This is a genomic window from Mediterraneibacter flintii (genome assembly GCF_055387595.1).
The window spans coordinates 2,805,829-2,821,781 of sequence record NZ_AP031405.1 but is presented as its reverse complement, the minus strand read 5'-3'; the positions used below and the strand labels follow the sequence as shown (position 1 = coordinate 2,821,781).

Annotated in this window: 25 protein-coding genes and 2 tRNA genes; 25 read left to right on the top strand and 2 right to left on the bottom strand. The window is 38.2% G+C overall.

The features are described 5' to 3' along the window. Positions 1 to 21: 21 nt before the first annotated feature. A complete protein-coding gene (locus ACZ5C4_RS13540) occupies positions 22 to 339 on the bottom strand; it encodes a hypothetical protein (RefSeq protein WP_464521471.1) in 318 nt (105 codons plus the stop codon). Positions 340 to 564: 225 nt separating this feature from the next. Here ACZ5C4_RS13540 and ACZ5C4_RS13535 point away from each other — a divergent pair, with 225 nt between their 5' ends. The 22 genes from ACZ5C4_RS13535 to ACZ5C4_RS13430 all read left to right on the top strand — a co-directional run bounded on the left by ACZ5C4_RS13535 (position 565) and on the right by ACZ5C4_RS13430 (position 13,705). Continuing rightward, positions 565 to 753: a hypothetical protein gene (locus ACZ5C4_RS13535; protein WP_464521470.1), complete on the top strand. Its 189-nt coding sequence runs from the start codon at positions 565 to 567 to the stop codon at positions 751 to 753. Continuing rightward, complete coding sequence (locus ACZ5C4_RS13530; protein WP_464521469.1) at positions 746 to 955, top strand: hypothetical protein; 210 nt, start codon at positions 746 to 748, stop codon at positions 953 to 955. The genes ACZ5C4_RS13535 and ACZ5C4_RS13530 overlap by 8 nt, the downstream gene beginning before the upstream one ends. Positions 956 to 957: 2 nt before the next feature. Next, entirely contained in the window at positions 958 to 1,230 is a 273-nt protein-coding gene (locus ACZ5C4_RS13525; protein WP_464521468.1) for a type II toxin-antitoxin system YafQ family toxin, read from the top strand. 594 nt (positions 1,231 to 1,824) lie between these two features. Further along, on the top strand, positions 1,825 to 2,505 hold the full coding sequence (locus ACZ5C4_RS13520) for a hypothetical protein (protein ID WP_464521467.1): 681 nt from the start codon (positions 1,825 to 1,827) through the stop codon (positions 2,503 to 2,505). A gap of 248 nt (positions 2,506 to 2,753) precedes the next feature. Beyond that, on the top strand, positions 2,754 to 3,026 hold the full coding sequence (locus ACZ5C4_RS13515) for a hypothetical protein (RefSeq protein ID WP_464521466.1): 273 nt from the start codon (positions 2,754 to 2,756) through the stop codon (positions 3,024 to 3,026). Positions 3,027 to 3,087: 61 nt separating this feature from the next. Further along, a complete protein-coding gene (locus ACZ5C4_RS13510) occupies positions 3,088 to 3,666 on the top strand; it encodes a 3'-5' exoribonuclease domain-containing protein (protein ID WP_464521465.1) in 579 nt (192 codons plus the stop codon). Positions 3,667 to 3,776: 110 nt separating this feature from the next. Beyond that, positions 3,777 to 3,843: transfer RNA gene (locus ACZ5C4_RS13505), tRNA-Cys, on the top strand. Positions 3,844 to 3,980: 137 nt separating this feature from the next. Continuing rightward, positions 3,981 to 5,435: a DUF2828 family protein gene (locus ACZ5C4_RS13500; protein ID WP_464521464.1), complete on the top strand. Its 1,455-nt coding sequence runs from the start codon at positions 3,981 to 3,983 to the stop codon at positions 5,433 to 5,435. A gap of 247 nt (positions 5,436 to 5,682) precedes the next feature. Then, positions 5,683 to 5,814: a hypothetical protein gene (locus ACZ5C4_RS13495; protein WP_464521463.1), complete on the top strand. Its 132-nt coding sequence runs from the start codon at positions 5,683 to 5,685 to the stop codon at positions 5,812 to 5,814. Further along, positions 5,801 to 6,121 (top strand): hypothetical protein, encoded by a 321-nt coding sequence (locus ACZ5C4_RS13490; RefSeq protein WP_464521462.1) that lies wholly within the window; start codon positions 5,801 to 5,803, stop codon positions 6,119 to 6,121. The genes ACZ5C4_RS13495 and ACZ5C4_RS13490 overlap by 14 nt, the downstream gene beginning before the upstream one ends. Position 6,122: 1 nt before the next feature. Then, positions 6,123 to 6,299, top strand: coding sequence for a hypothetical protein (locus ACZ5C4_RS13485; protein WP_464521461.1), 177 nt, complete (start codon positions 6,123 to 6,125; stop codon positions 6,297 to 6,299). Continuing rightward, positions 6,299 to 6,550: a hypothetical protein gene (locus ACZ5C4_RS13480; protein ID WP_464521460.1), complete on the top strand. Its 252-nt coding sequence runs from the start codon at positions 6,299 to 6,301 to the stop codon at positions 6,548 to 6,550. The genes ACZ5C4_RS13485 and ACZ5C4_RS13480 overlap by 1 nt, the downstream gene beginning before the upstream one ends. After that, the gene (locus tag ACZ5C4_RS13475; protein ID WP_464521459.1) at positions 6,525 to 6,665 is read left to right on the top strand and encodes a hypothetical protein; all 141 of its coding nucleotides are present in this window, start codon (positions 6,525 to 6,527) and stop codon (positions 6,663 to 6,665) included. Before ACZ5C4_RS13480 ends, ACZ5C4_RS13475 begins: the two co-directional genes overlap by 26 nt. Before the next feature lie 168 nt (positions 6,666 to 6,833). Next, entirely contained in the window at positions 6,834 to 7,109 is a 276-nt protein-coding gene (locus ACZ5C4_RS13470) for a hypothetical protein (RefSeq protein WP_464521458.1), read from the top strand. A 754-nt stretch (positions 7,110 to 7,863) separates the two neighbouring features. Then, a tRNA-Glu gene (locus tag ACZ5C4_RS13465) sits at positions 7,864 to 7,935 on the top strand. 353 nt (positions 7,936 to 8,288) lie between these two features. Beyond that, complete coding sequence (locus tag ACZ5C4_RS13460; protein ID WP_464521457.1) at positions 8,289 to 8,663, top strand: hypothetical protein; 375 nt, start codon at positions 8,289 to 8,291, stop codon at positions 8,661 to 8,663. 72 nt (positions 8,664 to 8,735) lie between these two features. Continuing rightward, complete coding sequence (locus ACZ5C4_RS13455) at positions 8,736 to 8,885, top strand: hypothetical protein (protein WP_464521456.1); 150 nt, start codon at positions 8,736 to 8,738, stop codon at positions 8,883 to 8,885. Continuing rightward, positions 8,882 to 9,010, top strand: a complete 129-nt coding sequence (locus tag ACZ5C4_RS13450) for a hypothetical protein (protein ID WP_464521455.1) — start codon at positions 8,882 to 8,884, stop codon at positions 9,008 to 9,010. The genes ACZ5C4_RS13455 and ACZ5C4_RS13450 overlap by 4 nt, the downstream gene beginning before the upstream one ends. 1 nt (position 9,011) lies before the next feature. Continuing rightward, positions 9,012 to 9,455: an HAD domain-containing protein gene (locus ACZ5C4_RS13445; RefSeq protein WP_464521454.1), complete on the top strand. Its 444-nt coding sequence runs from the start codon at positions 9,012 to 9,014 to the stop codon at positions 9,453 to 9,455. An 89-nt stretch (positions 9,456 to 9,544) separates the two neighbouring features. Then, positions 9,545 to 11,320 carry a hypothetical protein gene (locus ACZ5C4_RS13440; protein ID WP_464521453.1) on the top strand — a complete coding sequence of 592 codons (1,776 nt, stop codon included), beginning with the start codon at positions 9,545 to 9,547 and terminating at the stop codon, positions 11,318 to 11,320. Positions 11,321 to 11,331: 11 nt separating this feature from the next. Further along, complete coding sequence (locus ACZ5C4_RS13435; RefSeq protein WP_464521452.1) at positions 11,332 to 11,811, top strand: hypothetical protein; 480 nt, start codon at positions 11,332 to 11,334, stop codon at positions 11,809 to 11,811. Positions 11,812 to 12,217: 406 nt separating this feature from the next. Further along, positions 12,218 to 13,705 (top strand): phage portal protein, encoded by a 1,488-nt coding sequence (locus ACZ5C4_RS13430; protein ID WP_464521451.1) that lies wholly within the window; start codon positions 12,218 to 12,220, stop codon positions 13,703 to 13,705. Here ACZ5C4_RS13430 and ACZ5C4_RS13425 read toward each other — a convergent pair. Then, a complete protein-coding gene (locus tag ACZ5C4_RS13425; protein ID WP_464521450.1) occupies positions 13,668 to 13,832 on the bottom strand; it encodes a hypothetical protein in 165 nt (54 codons plus the stop codon). The two genes, ACZ5C4_RS13430 and ACZ5C4_RS13425, sit on opposite strands and share 38 nt — an antisense overlap. A 125-nt stretch (positions 13,833 to 13,957) precedes the next feature. Here ACZ5C4_RS13425 and ACZ5C4_RS13420 point away from each other — a divergent pair, with 125 nt between their 5' ends. The 3 genes from ACZ5C4_RS13420 (at position 13,958) to ACZ5C4_RS13410 (ending at position 15,943) form a co-directional block, all read left to right on the top strand. Then, positions 13,958 to 14,791 (top strand): hypothetical protein, encoded by an 834-nt coding sequence (locus ACZ5C4_RS13420; protein ID WP_464521449.1) that lies wholly within the window; start codon positions 13,958 to 13,960, stop codon positions 14,789 to 14,791. A 163-nt stretch (positions 14,792 to 14,954) separates the two neighbouring features. Beyond that, on the top strand, positions 14,955 to 15,521 hold the full coding sequence (locus tag ACZ5C4_RS13415) for a hypothetical protein (protein ID WP_464521448.1): 567 nt from the start codon (positions 14,955 to 14,957) through the stop codon (positions 15,519 to 15,521). Positions 15,522 to 15,526: 5 nt separating this feature from the next. Further along, positions 15,527 to 15,943, top strand: a complete 417-nt coding sequence (locus ACZ5C4_RS13410; protein WP_464521447.1) for a hypothetical protein — start codon at positions 15,527 to 15,529, stop codon at positions 15,941 to 15,943. Positions 15,944 to 15,953: the final 10 nt, after the last annotated feature.

The following is a 15,953-nucleotide window of genomic DNA, read 5'->3' as shown; positions in this document are numbered from 1 at the left end:
CCTCGCGGGCGTTTCGGCTATTTATCCATAGTTGCGTTCGATTGTAATGATATCGCTGTCAAGTTCGCACATTTCTATTATTCGCCCCTTTTTGTTTTCGTAAAAACTCGCCAAGCCTCTAGCAGAAAAATTGTTTTTTAATTTGAAGCGTATCGGCTCCCGGCTTTCGTCAATTTCTCTAGTCGCCTTGTGTTTTGTGTCATACAAAAATGCGCTAGAAACATCTCCAGATCCTATCGGCTCGCTTTTGACCGGTAAAAATGTAACGGTTTTTTCTGTCTTTTTTCCGATAATATAAACGCCGTCACTACTCTGATAAAAATTTTTTTCTGATAACATTGTTTTGTCCTCCTGATTATTTGTGTTTCTGTTCCTTATGGCTATATTATATAACGCTACGATATATAAAACAAGACGGGAATTTACACAAATATATAACGATACTATATATAAAAAATTGTATATTTTGTATAACGATAACATATAATCAAAATAGACTTGACAAGAAAGATATATAACGCTACTATAATATATAGATACGATATAGAAAAGGGGGTGCTATAAATGCCAGTGACAGAGGCACAAAAGAGAGCAACGGCAAAATATGAGCGCGAAAACTATGACAAAGTTCTAACAAGATTCCCAAAAGGCACAAAAGAAAAAATCTTACAAACTGGAGCGAAAAGCGTAAACGGCTTTATAATATCCGCAGTAAATGAAAAAATAGAACGGGAGGTATTAAAAAATGAGTGACAGAGAAAGAGCGCAGCAATTATTAGACAACGTACCGGATTATAAAATACAATATGTTATAGCATATTTGCAGGGAGTAACAGCCGGGGAGAATATTCCTAACGATGAAACAATAGCCGCTATGGAGGAATTAGAACGCGGAGAGGGTGAACATTTCAGCGGCTCAACAGAGGATTTTTTTAAAACGATTCTGGAGGGCTAGAGATGTACAAATTAAATTATACTGGAAAATTCAAGAAAGATTTAAAGGTATGTCAGAAAAGAAATTGCAATCTTAAATTGTTACAAGATATTATTGAAACTTTGCGCATCCCTAAACCATTGGAAGAAAAATACAAAGATCATAATTTGACGGGGAATTATACAGGGTTTAAAGAATGCCATATATTGCCGGACTGGTTGTTGATTTATCGATATAATGGCGACTGCTTGGAACTTGCCAGAACGGGGACGCATTCCGATTTATTCAGAAAATAGGCGGGGAAATCCCGTTTATTTTTTTGCCGGTTCCGTCTGTGCTTGGCAGGCTTTTCGGTCTGCCTTTTTTATTTCCGTTTTTGTGCAAAGTGACGAATTTTTTTGTGCAATTTTTTACCAAGCAAAACCCCGAACAGATTCCCAAACAAAAAAAGCAATGGAAAGCCTTGTAAAATAAGGTGTTGCTACAATCTGCAAAATTAAAATCCCGAACAACTTCCCGAGCACTTCCCCAATCAATTCCCAAACAAATCCCGAACACTATAATATATTAACTATGATATACTATATATAAAAAGAAGAAGGGAAGAATAAAAGAAAATACATATACTCCTTACAGTCGTATATGTACAAAAGAAACATAAAATCCATCACTTGACAACTTGAGTTTTGGCGGTTATACTAAACGCAACAACTTAACCGACCCCCAGAGCTGCGCCAGACGCCGTGCGAGGAGAAACGCAACAACGAAGGGGGAAGGCGGAACGAGCAAGGACGGCAAACATAAAAACAGGTAGCACGCTCACAGATTAGACTTTAATCGGTCTTTTCTGTGGGCGTTTTTATTTTTCAAGAGATTAGGAGGTGCAGAGCATGGAGACGATCGGACAGAATCAACAGGCGGCAGAAATATTTGAAAATGACATACAGCTTTACTTATCCATGTTCTGCGAGGATAACAGCATTGAGGACATGAGCAAAGAAAGCCAGCAGAGATGGACGGCCGCACTCATGTTTATTAATCGTAATGTATTTAAAGCTAATGCCGATATGGTTAGATATAACAACAAAAATAGTATTATAGATTATAAAGATATAGAGCAGATAGACAGTATATATAATATATATTCATACCTCTGTTATCTGTATGACAAAGAGATAACAATAGATGGATTTAGTAAATTAACAGGGATAACTACACAGACATTGTATAACTGGGAGAAGAAAGAGTATAGGAGTAATAAATATTATTCCGTTGATACCGGGGAAGAAATTAAGGATATAGCAGAGTGGAAAATGAATCATAGAGGAGAGTATAGGACAGAACTAAGTACGACGCACCTTGAATTTATGCAAAAATTGAGACAGGATGAAGAGGAAAGCACCTACCAGAAAGGCGCAAACTGCCGAGGCAATCAAACAATATTCCTTGCAAGACTTAACAGGCGGAACGGCTGGAATCTCCCCGGCGTAAGCAAAGAACAGGCGAACAAGACAGCCATAACAGCCGCAGAACTTCCGAAACTAGGCCAGATAGAGCAGGCGAAAGATTGATTTATTTTAATCTAAAATGCAGGAAATCAATATATAGTAGTTTGAAATAGCTTAAATACAATATATTGACGATATATATAAAACAAATGTGCATTTGTCGTATAGATTGAAAACTGGATGGAGTAAACGTTGGGATCGTTGAGAGAGAAGGAACCAAAAGAAAGAAGGGCGTGGGGGTTTATGAGAAAAGGCGTATCACCCTTAACTTAGTCCCCCAAACAATCTCAAAAATAAAAAGGAGTTATGTTATGCCAAAAGAAGTAACGCTTAAAATAACAGCGACGATGAATGAAAGATGGGTAAATGATTTTTGTTCTATGCTGAAATACATGGAGTCATGTGGGAATATCGGTCATTCAGCCATAGTTGGTTTTTATTCTGATGGTGATGGAGACTTTAGACCAAAATTAGAATTTGACAGAGAGTACGATAAACAACATGGTTTTTGGGAACATGAACTTTGTAAAGAAAATCCAGAAAGGCATTTACCGGAATTAGAGGTAATATTTGACGCGGGTTAGAGGGTGCTTTCTAAAATTCCTCAAAAATAAAAAGGGCTTTAGCCATAAAAGGAGGAACAACATGAATCTTTACTTTGACACAGAGTTCACCGGACTTCGCAAGGACACAACGTTAATCAGCATAGGGATTGTATCTGAGGACGGGAGAAAGTTTTATGCGGAGTTTACGGATTATGACGAGAGCCAATGCGGTGATTGGATAAAACAAAATGTAATTAAAAATTTAAAATTAGGTGGTATGGGAGTTGGCGTGTCAGATACAGATGAAGATCCGGCACTAAGAATTGCGAGGGGAGATAAGAGATACATCTATCAAGAAATGAATGAATGGCTTTCTCAATTTAACACAATTCAGTTCATTTCCGACGTATGTCATTATGATTTTGTTCTTCTGATTGACCTGCTGACGTATGGCGGAACGGCTCTCGATCTTCCGGAGAACATTTCAGCGGTGTGCCACGACATAAATCAGGATATTGCACGACATTTTGGAGATTCAGACCATGAAGCGTTCGACATGAGCCGAGAGCAGATTATGAATGACCTATGTGGGGAAGATGAAATCGTGAAAGGCGATAAACACAATGCGCTTTATGACGCGGAAGTAATTCGAGCAATTCATAAGGCTATATGTATATAGCGTGTTTTTAAAATTTTTTCAAAAAAATAAAAAGAGTTACCGCCACAGCAATATTGGATGAGACTGTTAATCTTAAAACCATATGCGGTAATGAAAAAGGTTCGCATACAGCAATATGAATGGTAAACAATTTGTCTGCAAAACAAAAAGGAGCCGGTTCAATTCCGGTAAAATGCGAACTGTAAAGAAACCCAAACCTATGTAACGCCAACAGCAATTTATTTGCTTAAAGAAGCATATTGGTTCGACTCCAATCGTATCCGTGGGGGATATGCCCTAATGGTCAAGGGAAAGGCGTAATGAAAGGAGAAATTATGAATTTTTCAAATGTAATGAGAGAAGAAAGCAAGTGGACAAAGACGGAGAATGGGGCAGACGCAAAAAATACGACAGATTCAGCCCTGTTGGATATGTTTGCAACGATCGGAGCTATGAGAGATCGTTCTGATGATGAAATTATCAAAAAATTTGAACTGGCATTTCAGGAAGATGCGCTCGGCGCTATGCGTTGCCTGTTTTATGCTAGGGATATTCGCGGAGGACTTGGTGAAAGACGAGTATTCCGTGTTCTTCTTCCGTACATAGCAGATAAGCACACAAAGGAATTAAAAAAGAATATAGACAAAATATCAGAATATGGGCGCTGGGATGACATTTATTCTCTTGTCGGAACAAAATTAGAGGATAATGTGTGGGACGATGTAAAGTATCAGCTTTTAAAAGACCAAGTATTGATGGAGAATGAAAAACCGTGTTCTCTACTTGCAAAATGGCTCAAAAAAGCAGATGCTTCAAGCCCGAATACAAGAAAACTTGGAATTTATACGGCAAAACAGTTGGGAATGTCGGTTTATGATTACAAACGTCTTTGTAATCGACTGAGAAAACATATTGACGTAGTGGAACAGAGAATGTCAGCGAAAGAGTGGGATAGCATAAATTATCCTGCGGTTCCATCTAGAGCGATGATGAACTATCGAAATGCCTTTTCTCGTCACGATGAAGATAGGTTTAAGGAATATTTGGACAAAGTACAGTCTGGAGAAGCAAAAATCAATTCCTCAACACTTTATCCATATGACATTGTTGAAAAAATCTTGTATCGCGGCGAAGATAGTAAGGTTTTAGAAACACAATGGGATAATCTTCCCAATTATGTTGAGGGTAACGTGAACGCGATAGTTATGGCAGATGTTTCAGGCTCTATGAGTGGCAGGCCAATGGCAACTTCTATCGGACTGGCCATGTATTTTGCAGAAAGGAATAAAGGGGCATATCATAATCTTTTTATGACATTTTCGGGCAATCCCCAATTTGTTGAGATTAAGGGGCAAAACATTACTCAAAAAATCAATTTTATTCATAAAGCGGATTGGGGAATGAATACCGACCTTGAAGCGGCGTTGATGAAAATTCTTGATGTGGCGGTCAAAAATCAGTGCTTGCAAGAAGAAATGCCAAAGTCACTGATTATCATTTCTGACATGGAGATTGATTGTTGTACGAGGCAGGGACACGGTGAGAATTTTTATGATTATGTTTCAAGAATTTATGAAGAGCATGGATATAAAATTCCAAATGTGGTGTTCTGGAATGTGGATAGCAGGCATGATGTATTTTTAGCTGATAAATCGAGAAAAGGCGTACAGTTAGTTTCTGGCCAATCCGCTAGTACCTTTAAAAATCTGATTGGTTGCATAGATAAAACGCCAGTTGAAATGATGTACGAGGTTTTGAATAGTGAAAGATACAAAGCTATCCAAATTTAGGTCGATATTTTTGGCAAACAAAAAGCCCCTATCCAACAAGGAGGAATCATCAATGAACAGATGCCCGTATTGTGGTAGATATATGCAGTCACATATAGAGCGCGCATATGATGGAGGTCGCGTAATTTGGACTTGTCCATGTGGTTATTCAAACAGAAATGATACATCAATAATGGATAATAAGATTACATATAAACCGGGTAGTATGCCATATGCAAATAGAACTTTATGACAAGGAGGAATCCGCATGACAGAAGAACAGTTAAAACAAGGGAATAAAATAGCAACACAGATAAACGAACTGATGACGTATGAGATTTTGAACAGCAACCGCTATCAGTTGATTCAGATTTGGGGTGACGCAAATGAATGTGTTTGAACTTACGAAAAAATATAAGTATGTTTTAGTAGAATTGCTGGAATTTGGAGGCACGATGGTAACGAAAGGATTCTACGAAAGCCTACATGAATTGAGCAAGGATTTTACAAGAATACAAAAAGAAGACTGTGCAAAAGGAAGACAATTTCTTGTGATGGAGATAAGAGATGCGTATGATGGAAAAACAAGCAACGAGGAACAGTGGCTTATGAAACAAATAGAGATAATGGAGAAAAAAAGCGAATATATAAACAAGACAGTGGAGGGTTTTAAAGAAAGATTGGCAGAAATAAGAGGAACTAAATAATATGTCCCTAGATAAGTTAATTCAACATGGAAAAGAGCACCGTAAGCAATATACAGATGGTCGGCTGATTTTCGGAAGCGAAAGAAATCACGGTAAAGACTGGATTGCAAGGAGCAACCGGACGCATAAGAATGATAAACGAGAGCTGTTGGCAAAACAGCAGTTGGAGGAATTATGATGAGTAAGAAAACAATGTATAAAATCGAAATGGTATTATTTGCGCTCATGTTTTGTATATCATTGTATTTTGAAAGTTTTGCAATTAAATGTATGCTTGATACACATGACATTTGGTTTGCACTCATGGCGGTTCCTCTTTACTTTGCTTTGTGTACGAGTTTATCCAAAATGTTTAAAAATGCAGCGAAGACGGGATGGATTGAGTATACGGAGGAACAGAAAAATGCCAAGAGTGCAGATAAAGAATGATAAAGAAATTTTATATGGAACAAAATTTTTAATCGACGGGAAAGAATTGAATAGAGTTATGAGAATGCGGCTGGATAATCACAAAGGAACTGAAACAGCATGGAGATTTTTATAAATCATTCGTAGATAGTGTTGAGTCAGCAATTGGAGAAATACCGGAGGGAATTGAACTCTGGTCGAACGAACTGGCAGAGAAGATTGTGAAGCGGATTGCTGGGGAGGAATAAGGCACATATGGCTTGCGAGAAGTAATATTTAGCACAAAAACAGGAGGGAACAAAAAATGTTTAAAAATGCAGACAAAATCCTTGAAAAACTCGGATTTGAGAAAGTGAATAGCGATAGCGAATATGGAGCTAATTATCGCAGAAAAGACAAAAAATACGGCTATATTCAAGCATTGGACATTGTGTATAAAGAAAGTGGAAAACACCTCATTCAAAGCTACGTTGAGGGAGTAAATTCTGAAGGCTTTAGTAATTGCGTAGGTCTTACATATCCAGAAATGAAAGCTGCCATGAAAAAGTATCTTGAATTAAAAAGAAAATACAAATGGTAAAAATGGTTTCATGCACTTTAAATATTTTTGGCGTAAGTTTCAATGGAGAGAAACGCTCATCCGCACGGAAACGTGGTAAATATCCGAAAGGACGGGGGCAGAGATGGCCGGTTCGATTCCGGCACGCCAAGATCAACCTCTTTCAAATGTCTGGCGGTTGTAAAATTCAAGACAGGAGTTTCATAGAAAGACTTGTGCAGAAACCAATTCGCGGAATGGCAAACAGAAACTAGATCAATCTATGAAAAATAGCAACAGCTCAGATGGTCAACAAATCGGTAACACGATTCGTTGTATAGGCCGATATATAAGTCGTGTCAACTATATGACAACGGTCATATTGAAAACACAATATGATTTGCGGGACGCCGGGCTTATATCGCAGTCTGTGCCAAGGAAAAGAAAAACTGCACAGTCCTTGCAGACAGAAAATGGGCAGTGGATAGTGACGGAAGTAGACGTAGGCGCGAGTAATGATGTACCAATTAAATAGAGATGCTTAGAAACAGCAGAGATGGATTAAAGACCATCCACGCGCACGGTACAATGAATATTACTTTGTGGGTATCAAATCCCACCTCTCCACTAGTCTTATCACATTGAGCCGGATGGGCCTACCGGTTAAACAGCACCTAGCACGGGTTATAACAGTGTCATCAGGTCTTGCGGATTAAGCGATAGATGTAAAAACGACATCCGATAGTGCCACGCATGGCACGAAAAACATCAATGCAAGCCGGGATGACCGGCTTATGGCTCCATAGTCAAGTGGCTAAGACACGCCCCTTTCATGGGTGTAGCGTCGGTTCGAATCCGGCTGGAGTCATTAAGTGGAGGAATGAAAACCACTATAAAAAGCTCTGGAGCAAAAACCAGATAGGAAATAAAAAAGAGGAAGAGAAATCTGAAATATGAGTACGTTTGATGAATGGAGCAATAGTTTATGAGTTTATCAGTCGTGTTTAGTGAGAAAGTGAAATGTAGAGAGTTTCTCATAATCAAAAAATCTAAAAACTACTATTCGGTTTCTTATTACGATTATTCTGATTTGCATTGTAATAATGCGAAAGAAATAGAAATAACTAGCGCAACGTCTAAAAGTAAAGCGAAGAAGAAATTGAAATTGATTGTTAAATCTTATAAACTCGGATTTAGTGATGGGTGGAATTGAAGATTAAAATGGAAATATTAAAAAGCGTTCGATATTATGATGACAATGATGAACTTTATAATGAATACAATATAACTTTTGAATACAAAGGCAAGAAATATATCGTTTGCCATATGGAAGCCAGTGCTAGTGGGGCGTGGAATAATAAGACAATAGGATATTTGCCAGAGGACTTTGAAAGGCTGTGTGGTGGCGGTGAAGAAAATGTAGATTTAGCAGATACGACATTTGAATATCAAGAGCTTATAGAAGCGGCTGAATTACTTGAGTTTTCTGGAAAAGATGAATTGTGTTATGCGGATTATACAGGCGACGGAGAAGATAATGAGGCGAAGAAGTTGAGGCAAAAAATGAAATCAAGTGAAAAGGATAGAGATAAATGAGCATATCAGAAGTAATACAGAGCATAGAGCGCGAGATGTACATAAACGCGGTGGAGAAAGGAAGTAAAGGCGATGGCGACGGAGAGAGAGTTAAAGACGCAGATTATAGAGAAAGCAGGCGAGATGGCGAAAATCCTTGCAAAAGGAAAGGACTGTGAGCTGCGGAGGTCCGCAAGTGGCGTGTCCGTAGCGGAGATAAGCAAGAAGGTGGTATCGAGATGATGATTATTAAACCGATAGTTTCTCTTATCCTGCTAATACCATATATATGCACGATAGGAATGTTTACATTTAGCGCGGAATTTCCAGACGGAACGGAAATTTGTTATGAGGGGTGGATGTTCTAGGATGAAAGTAATATTTCTTGATGTAGACGGCGTGTTGAATTTTGACGGTTGTAAAGAAAAAATCGGCGGGGTTTATTTTGTAAATGACAACAGAATCAAATTATTGAAAGAAATTGTTGAAACGACAGGCGCAAAACTTGTACTTTCTTCCGATTGGCGTTATTGGTGGGATAATCCAGACGAAAGTTTTAAAGGTTTGGTTGAAAAGTTAAGAGAAAATGGAATGGAACTTTTCTCTAAAACGCCGATTACAAAACACGGGTATAGAGGCGCGGAGATATATCAATGGCTGAATGAATGGCAGGGAGAAGAAATCGAGAGTTTTGTTATCCTTGATGATGGAAATGATATGAAACCCTACATGGACAGACTGGTGCAAACGTCATATAAGCATGGATTGACCAGAAAAGATGTTAAGAGAGCGATAAAATTACTAAACGAATAATATATCTAAGGCGTTCCAGTGATGGATGGAACGTATCATGCAAAATGGTGCATTACTTTTTTATTTGAAAGGTGGTGCACCATTTCTTTATGGCTTCAAAATATTTAACAGACAAAATCCAAGAATATGAAAACTACATAGAGAGAAAAGGCGTTGACGAGGCCGTAATAGACGCTATGAGCATGGCGGCAGAAGTCGCAATTCTTCAGGAGAAAGATGTTCCGTATGGGCTGACCGTTTCAGGGCGATCTAAACAGCTTATTGAAAGTTTTGTGGCGCGGCAGACGGGTGGAACTGTGTGGGGTTTGGATTATTATCATTTCAAAAATGAAACAGACCCATATGACATACTTGAAAAATATTTCAGGTTATTTCATTTAGAATCTCACTATCTGTTTGAGAGTTTTATGATTTACATGGAAAAAAATAGACCACCATGGGAACGCTTTTATCTTCCGAGGGTGAATCCGTTAAGACAAGTGGCGCAGTTAATCCAAGATTTGTATGACGATAAACTGGATGAAGGGATGGTATTTTGTCCGGGGCGAATAGGAAAGACACAAATAGTCAAAATGGGAAAACTGTGGTTTGGTTCAAATCGTCCTGAACGGGCTAATCTTTATTCGGCATATTCGGATAAAATAACAGGCGGATTTTATGACGGCATAAAAGAAATGATTACCGATCCTACATACACATATAAGGAAATCTATCCCGATAATAGAATAGATGGCTTGACAGACGGAAAAGACCTTACCATTGACATAAATAGAAAGAAAACCTATCCGACATTTACAATGCGTTCTATTTACGGAACTTTGAATGGCGCATGTGATTGCGATGGATTAGGCGTATATGATGACTTATTTAGCGGAATTGATGAAGCGTTAAGTGAAGATAGGCAGAATACGGTATGGGGGAAATTTGACAATAACTTCATGCCGAGAATAAAGCCGGGAAAGGCGAAATTACTGGGCATTGGTACGAGGTGGGCGCCGAGAGACGTTCAAGGGCGCAGACTTGAATTATTGTTAAACGACCCGGATTATGAAGGAATACGTCATAGAGAAATAATAATTCCTGCATTGAATGAAAATGGGGAAAGCAATTTTGATTATCCTTACAAGCTAGGATATACGACTCTTGATTATAAAAGAAGAATGGTATCGTTTGAGAATAATGACGATATGGCTTCATGGTTCGCGCAGTATCAGCAAGAACCGATTGAACGAAAAGGGCAGATGTTTAATGTTGATAACATGAGGTTCTTTAATCCGGCAGAAATTGAGGGGATAAGGCCAGATAGGATTTTTGCGGCGAACGACCCAGCATACGGAGGCGGAGACTTTGTTTCAATGCCTATATGCTATGAAATCAATGGAGAACATTACATAGTGGACGTGGTTTATAACGATGGAGATAAAGAAATTACAATCCCAGAAGTCACAAGCAGAATGGAAGACCATTTAGATAAATTCCCGAAGAAAACAGCAGAAGTGCATTTTGAAGAGACAAAAACTACTTCTGCTTATCGCGTAAGCTGCGAGGAAATCTGGCAGGCTGACGGTTATCCGATAAATACAACGCATGACCCTGCGGACAATCAGAACGCAAAATTGGACAGGATTAAAAATCATGCTCCAGATATAAGAAAACTGTATTTTGTTGATATGAAGTTTCAAACGAAAGAATACAGAAAGTATTTTCAAAACATTCTTTCCTGCACTTATGAGGGGAAAATGAAGCATGACGATGGCGTGGATTCCACAGCGCAGTTATGCGATATGATTTATGGAAATAAAAAAAGACCGGCACGGGCAGAAGCGACCAAAAATCCATTTAGAAGTCACAAGTATGGTTATTAGTGGAGGGGTATATGATTTCAAAAGAAATTTTAATTCAGTATAGCGATTTGCAGGAAGAAATTAAAGAAATCAGGGAGAAGATTGAAAAACTTAATAAAGAAATAGACACATTGGAAAAAGTTATTACTAGAATAGAAAGCGGCGAACTGGTGAAAGACAAGGTTCGAGGCGGCCTGGGCGGAGAACAGAGCTTTAACATTGAAGGAGTTCCTTTTCCAGAGTATGAGAAGAAAAAAACAGACTTAATGGTGAAAAGGTTACTATTAAGCCAAAGAAAATCAACGCTTGAATTATTGGAATTTGATTTATTAAAGAAAACAAACGAAGTGGAGGAGTTTATAACAGGTATTGGTGATAGCAGAATGAGAAGAATTATCAATCTGAGATTTCTTGAAAATTTATCGTGGAATAAAGTGGCAGATCGTATTGGCGGCGGTAATACAGAAGGAAGTGTCAAAATGGCGTTTCAAAGATTCATGGAAAAAGGTTAAAGTTGTTACATATGTTACGATTTTTTATGATATTATCATAATTGGAAAAACACCAAACAAGTTTTTCGTTCATTCACTTATTCCTCACTAAAGTACGAAAAGGCATCGTCAGAAATGGCGGTGCTTTTTTCGTGCGGAAAAGAGAGCATATGAAGATTTATATACCAAAAACAATATATTGTCCTAAATGTGGACGCAAGGTTGGCACATGGGACGGGCGTTCGACGATCAATGTGATTTTCCGTTGCCGAAAATGTAATAAGCGGATTGTGTATCATGTCGATACAGGAGAAGTTGAAAGAAAAGATATTCCAAAACGTAATTGTAGTTCTGGAAAAACTTTTTTATAGTGGAGAAATTCCGAATTTAGAGAAAGAGAAGCATGAATTTTATTTAGGAGAAATATATGAATACAATGTATTTGCAAGACCTTGTAAAAGGCAGATATGGAAGAAAAATTGCATATGCTGATGTAGAGGAAGTTTCAGAAGAAAATGTTTTAAAGATTGTCGCAGATAATACAGGAGCGTTTAACTTCAACAGGAAAATTGCAAAATATCTTTGGACATATAAAAACGGAGATCAGCCAATTCTGTACCGTATAAAGCTGATTAGAGATGATATTGTTAATAAGGTTGTGGAAAATCACGCTTATGAAATCGTGCAGTTTAATGTGGCGCAAACCTACGGAGAAGCAATACAGTATGTAAGCAGGAGTAAGGACGAGACGATAAACGACAAAATAGACGAACTAAACAACTATATGCACAATGCTTTTAAATATCAAAGAAATGTAACGCAAGGAGAATGGAAGTCTGCTACAGGAACTTCATTCTTGGCGGCGCAAAGAACCGGACACGGGGAAAAACCATTCCGAATTACCGTTCCGACTCCGATGAATACTTTTGTAATTTATTCTTCATATACAGAAGAACCGATTTTAGCGGTGCAGGAATTAAAAGACATGGACGGCCAGCAATACTATCTTTGTTTTTCGGAGAATAAGGAATTTAAAATTAAAAATGGAAAACTGGAAAAAATTAAACTTCATGCGTTTGGCGGTATTCCCATTGTAGAAATCCCTAATAATTATGACCGCCTTTCCGATATTGAGATTGTAATTACTTTGCTTGACAGCATAAATACAATGCAGAGCAATCGGATGGACGGGATTGAACAATTTATACAAGCATGGATTAAGTTTGTTAATTGCGAAATTGATTCAGAAGAATTTAGAAAAATGAAGATGGAGGGCGCGCTTGTCGTAAAGTCCAATAACGGATCGGAAAATAAAGCAGATGTTGATGTGATGACAAATTCTCTTGACCAGACGCAAAGCCAAGTGGCAAAAGAGGACTTGTGGGACAATGCTTTAAGTATTCTGGCGATTCCGACAAAGCAGGATGGAAGTGACGGAGGCTCAACAATGGGCGCTGTTCAGTTGAGAGCAGGATGGGATTTTGCGAAAAACAGAGCAAAATTAAAAGATGCCTATGTAATAGAAGCTGAGAAGCGTCTGGCAGAAGTTGTACTAAACATTTTGCGAGTGTCGGGGAAAGACTTGAAAATTACAACAGCAGATTTTGATGTTAATATACCGCACAGTCCGCAGGATAATATGCAAGTCAAGGCACAAGTATTACAAATGTTGCTACAATCGGGAATAAATCCGCTTGTTTGCATCCGTACATGCGGCTTATGGAATGATGCTGAAAAAGTTTATTTGAATAGTAAGCCGTATTTAGATGCTCTGTATAAAACGATAGATGACAAAATAAATGAATTGGGGCTAGAGGAAGAACAGAGAAAAGCAGAAGAAATTTTAGATAACATAAATAATCAGCAAGAGAAAAAATCTACTGTTGAAAGTACTTCTCTGCAAAGTCAGACATAACACTCGTAATAAGATTGTTAAAAGAACGGTTTTCTTTTTGAGCAATTTTTTCAAGCTTTGCTTTTAATTCTTTTTCAATTACGATAGTTGTTTTTGTTTTATTTTTTGCGATTTGACCTGTTGGCATAACAACACCTCCTAGTATAATATATTTATTATATCATTTTCAGAATTGCTGTCAAGTAACTTGCTGGTAACTTGCAGGTAACTAGCAACTATGATATAATAAAATTAAACAGGGAGGTGAGCTTGATGACTAAAGTGGCAAATTTAATAGGCCAACGTTTTGGAAGATTGACGGTGGTTGAAAGAGATAAAAACTTACCAAGCGGAAAAGCACAATGGAAATGTTATTGTGATTGTGGCGGTGAAACGATAACCACGACATATCGTCTAAGGAGTGGAAAGACACAAAGTTGCGGTTGCATAGCACTGGAGAAAATTACAGAGTTAAACAAAGGAAAATCTTTATCAATAGATTTGAAGGGAACTCGGTATGGCAGATTAAAGGTGATTGATTTTTCTCATTTTTCAAAAGATAAAAAGCGTACATTTTGGAAATGTCGATGCGATTGTGGAAGCGAAGTGATTGTTAGAGCAGATCAGTTAAAAAACGGACATACGAAAAGTTGTGGATGTTATAATAAGGATGTGGTACGAAATGGAAGATTTGCTGTAACACACGATAAATCGAAGACTCGTATATATCATATTTATACAGGGATGAAAACACGATGTTACAATCCTAATTGCTCGAATTATAAAGATTACGGCGGTAGAGGTATTGGGATTTGCAAAGAGTGGCTTGATGATTTTCAGAAATTCTATGATTGGGCGGTTGCAAATGGATATGAAGATGATTTAAGTATAGATAGAATAAATCCAAACGGAGATTATAGTCCATCAAATTGTAGGTGGGCGACAGATATAGAACAAATGAATAATACAAGAAGAAATCACTACATAAGCCATAATGGAGAAAGAAAATCTTTAAAACAATGGAGTGAGGATATAGGGTTTTCGTATGAAAAAGTGAAGGCAAGAATGGCAAGAGGAATACCTTTTGAAAAAGCAATTATAGATTAACGATAATTTAATAATGAGGGAAAACAGGCAACTACCGAGGAATAATCGGCGGTTGCCTTTTTCTATATAAAATTAGCGAAACTGTGAGCGTAAATCAGTACAATCCGAGTGCAGAGCGAACTGACGTAACAAAGTGTGCGGATTGAATAAGGAAGGAGATAATATGACAAGAGAACAGGCAAAAAAGAAGTTAATTGATTTAGGAATTTCTGAACCTACGGAGGAACAGGTAACAAAATATTTAGACACTGTAACAGAAGAGACTAAAACAGAAAAGAGCAGGGCTGAGAAATACAAAACCGATGCGCAGAAAGCGAAAGAATTACAAGAAGAGCTTGACCGAATCAACTCTGAAAAGCTGTCTGAAGATGAAAAGACAAGGGCAGAGTTGGAAAAGGCAAACAACCGAATTGCTGAACTGGAGCGTATTGACGCAATCAGAACGCAGAGAAGTCTTGCAATGGAAAAATTTAAGGTTGATGCAGAACAGGCAAGTCAGATTGTAAAAGATGACGGAAGTTTTGACTATGAAATTCTTGGTCAGATTATTTCTAATAAAGAAGCGGCAGCGGCAGCCGCAAAAGAGCAGGAGATTGCCAAGAAAGCGACTAACCCAGGAGGGCAAGGGGGAGAAGGCAGCGATTCTAATATTGGAAAAGAAATGGCAATTGCTTCAGCGAAAAGAGCAGGAGCCGCAAATGAAAGCATTTTAAATAATTATAGGAGGTAAAGAAAATGGCAAGAGGAGATATGCGTGTTGAAAATGTCACTTTTGGATGTGGCGCAGAAATTTTGAATAGGCCGCCCTTTAAAGGTGTGCCTATGACGATTGATTTTACAAGTGTAAGCGCAGAGGATGATACCGGAGAAAAGGTTGTTAAAGCGGGTACACCAATTAACAAAGATGGGGCGCCAGTATCGGTAACGCCATGGACAGGTGCTGTGGGGATTTTACTTATGGATGTACGCGAGAGTAGACCACAGGGAACAATACTTACAGAAGCTTATGTACATACCGGAAGAGCGCAGACAAACAGTGGCTTAACATATGATGGTGCTCTGGTAACAGCGATGGTAAATGCTGGCAACCGCATCAGATTTGAAGAGCCAATTGTTGCGGCTACAGCCACTACTTCTGGTGGAGGATCATAAAAATTCAAAA

Coding starts and splice junctions, on each gene's coding strand:
- ACZ5C4_RS13540 (WP_464521471.1), bottom strand. CDS start 339: ATGTTATCAGAAAAAAATTTTTATCAGAGTAGTGACGGCGTTTATATT.
- ACZ5C4_RS13535 (WP_464521470.1), top strand. CDS start 565: ATGCCAGTGACAGAGGCACAAAAGAGAGCAACGGCAAAATATGAGCGC.
- ACZ5C4_RS13530 (WP_464521469.1), top strand. CDS start 746: ATGAGTGACAGAGAAAGAGCGCAGCAATTATTAGACAACGTACCGGAT.
- ACZ5C4_RS13525 (WP_464521468.1), top strand. CDS start 958: ATGTACAAATTAAATTATACTGGAAAATTCAAGAAAGATTTAAAGGTA.
- ACZ5C4_RS13520 (WP_464521467.1), top strand. CDS start 1,825: ATGGAGACGATCGGACAGAATCAACAGGCGGCAGAAATATTTGAAAAT.
- ACZ5C4_RS13515 (WP_464521466.1), top strand. CDS start 2,754: ATGCCAAAAGAAGTAACGCTTAAAATAACAGCGACGATGAATGAAAGA.
- ACZ5C4_RS13510 (WP_464521465.1), top strand. CDS start 3,088: ATGAATCTTTACTTTGACACAGAGTTCACCGGACTTCGCAAGGACACA.
- ACZ5C4_RS13500 (WP_464521464.1), top strand. CDS start 3,981: ATGAATTTTTCAAATGTAATGAGAGAAGAAAGCAAGTGGACAAAGACG.
- ACZ5C4_RS13495 (WP_464521463.1), top strand. CDS start 5,683: ATGACAGAAGAACAGTTAAAACAAGGGAATAAAATAGCAACACAGATA.
- ACZ5C4_RS13490 (WP_464521462.1), top strand. CDS start 5,801: ATGAATGTGTTTGAACTTACGAAAAAATATAAGTATGTTTTAGTAGAA.
- ACZ5C4_RS13485 (WP_464521461.1), top strand. CDS start 6,123: ATGTCCCTAGATAAGTTAATTCAACATGGAAAAGAGCACCGTAAGCAA.
- ACZ5C4_RS13480 (WP_464521460.1), top strand. CDS start 6,299: ATGAGTAAGAAAACAATGTATAAAATCGAAATGGTATTATTTGCGCTC.
- ACZ5C4_RS13475 (WP_464521459.1), top strand. CDS start 6,525: ATGCCAAGAGTGCAGATAAAGAATGATAAAGAAATTTTATATGGAACA.
- ACZ5C4_RS13470 (WP_464521458.1), top strand. CDS start 6,834: ATGTTTAAAAATGCAGACAAAATCCTTGAAAAACTCGGATTTGAGAAA.
- ACZ5C4_RS13460 (WP_464521457.1), top strand. CDS start 8,289: ATGGAAATATTAAAAAGCGTTCGATATTATGATGACAATGATGAACTT.
- ACZ5C4_RS13455 (WP_464521456.1), top strand. CDS start 8,736: ATGGCGACGGAGAGAGAGTTAAAGACGCAGATTATAGAGAAAGCAGGC.
- ACZ5C4_RS13450 (WP_464521455.1), top strand. CDS start 8,882: ATGATGATTATTAAACCGATAGTTTCTCTTATCCTGCTAATACCATAT.
- ACZ5C4_RS13445 (WP_464521454.1), top strand. CDS start 9,012: ATGAAAGTAATATTTCTTGATGTAGACGGCGTGTTGAATTTTGACGGT.
- ACZ5C4_RS13440 (WP_464521453.1), top strand. CDS start 9,545: ATGGCTTCAAAATATTTAACAGACAAAATCCAAGAATATGAAAACTAC.
- ACZ5C4_RS13435 (WP_464521452.1), top strand. CDS start 11,332: ATGATTTCAAAAGAAATTTTAATTCAGTATAGCGATTTGCAGGAAGAA.
- ACZ5C4_RS13430 (WP_464521451.1), top strand. CDS start 12,218: ATGAATACAATGTATTTGCAAGACCTTGTAAAAGGCAGATATGGAAGA.
- ACZ5C4_RS13425 (WP_464521450.1), bottom strand. CDS start 13,832: ATGCCAACAGGTCAAATCGCAAAAAATAAAACAAAAACAACTATCGTA.
- ACZ5C4_RS13420 (WP_464521449.1), top strand. CDS start 13,958: ATGACTAAAGTGGCAAATTTAATAGGCCAACGTTTTGGAAGATTGACG.
- ACZ5C4_RS13415 (WP_464521448.1), top strand. CDS start 14,955: ATGACAAGAGAACAGGCAAAAAAGAAGTTAATTGATTTAGGAATTTCT.
- ACZ5C4_RS13410 (WP_464521447.1), top strand. CDS start 15,527: ATGGCAAGAGGAGATATGCGTGTTGAAAATGTCACTTTTGGATGTGGC.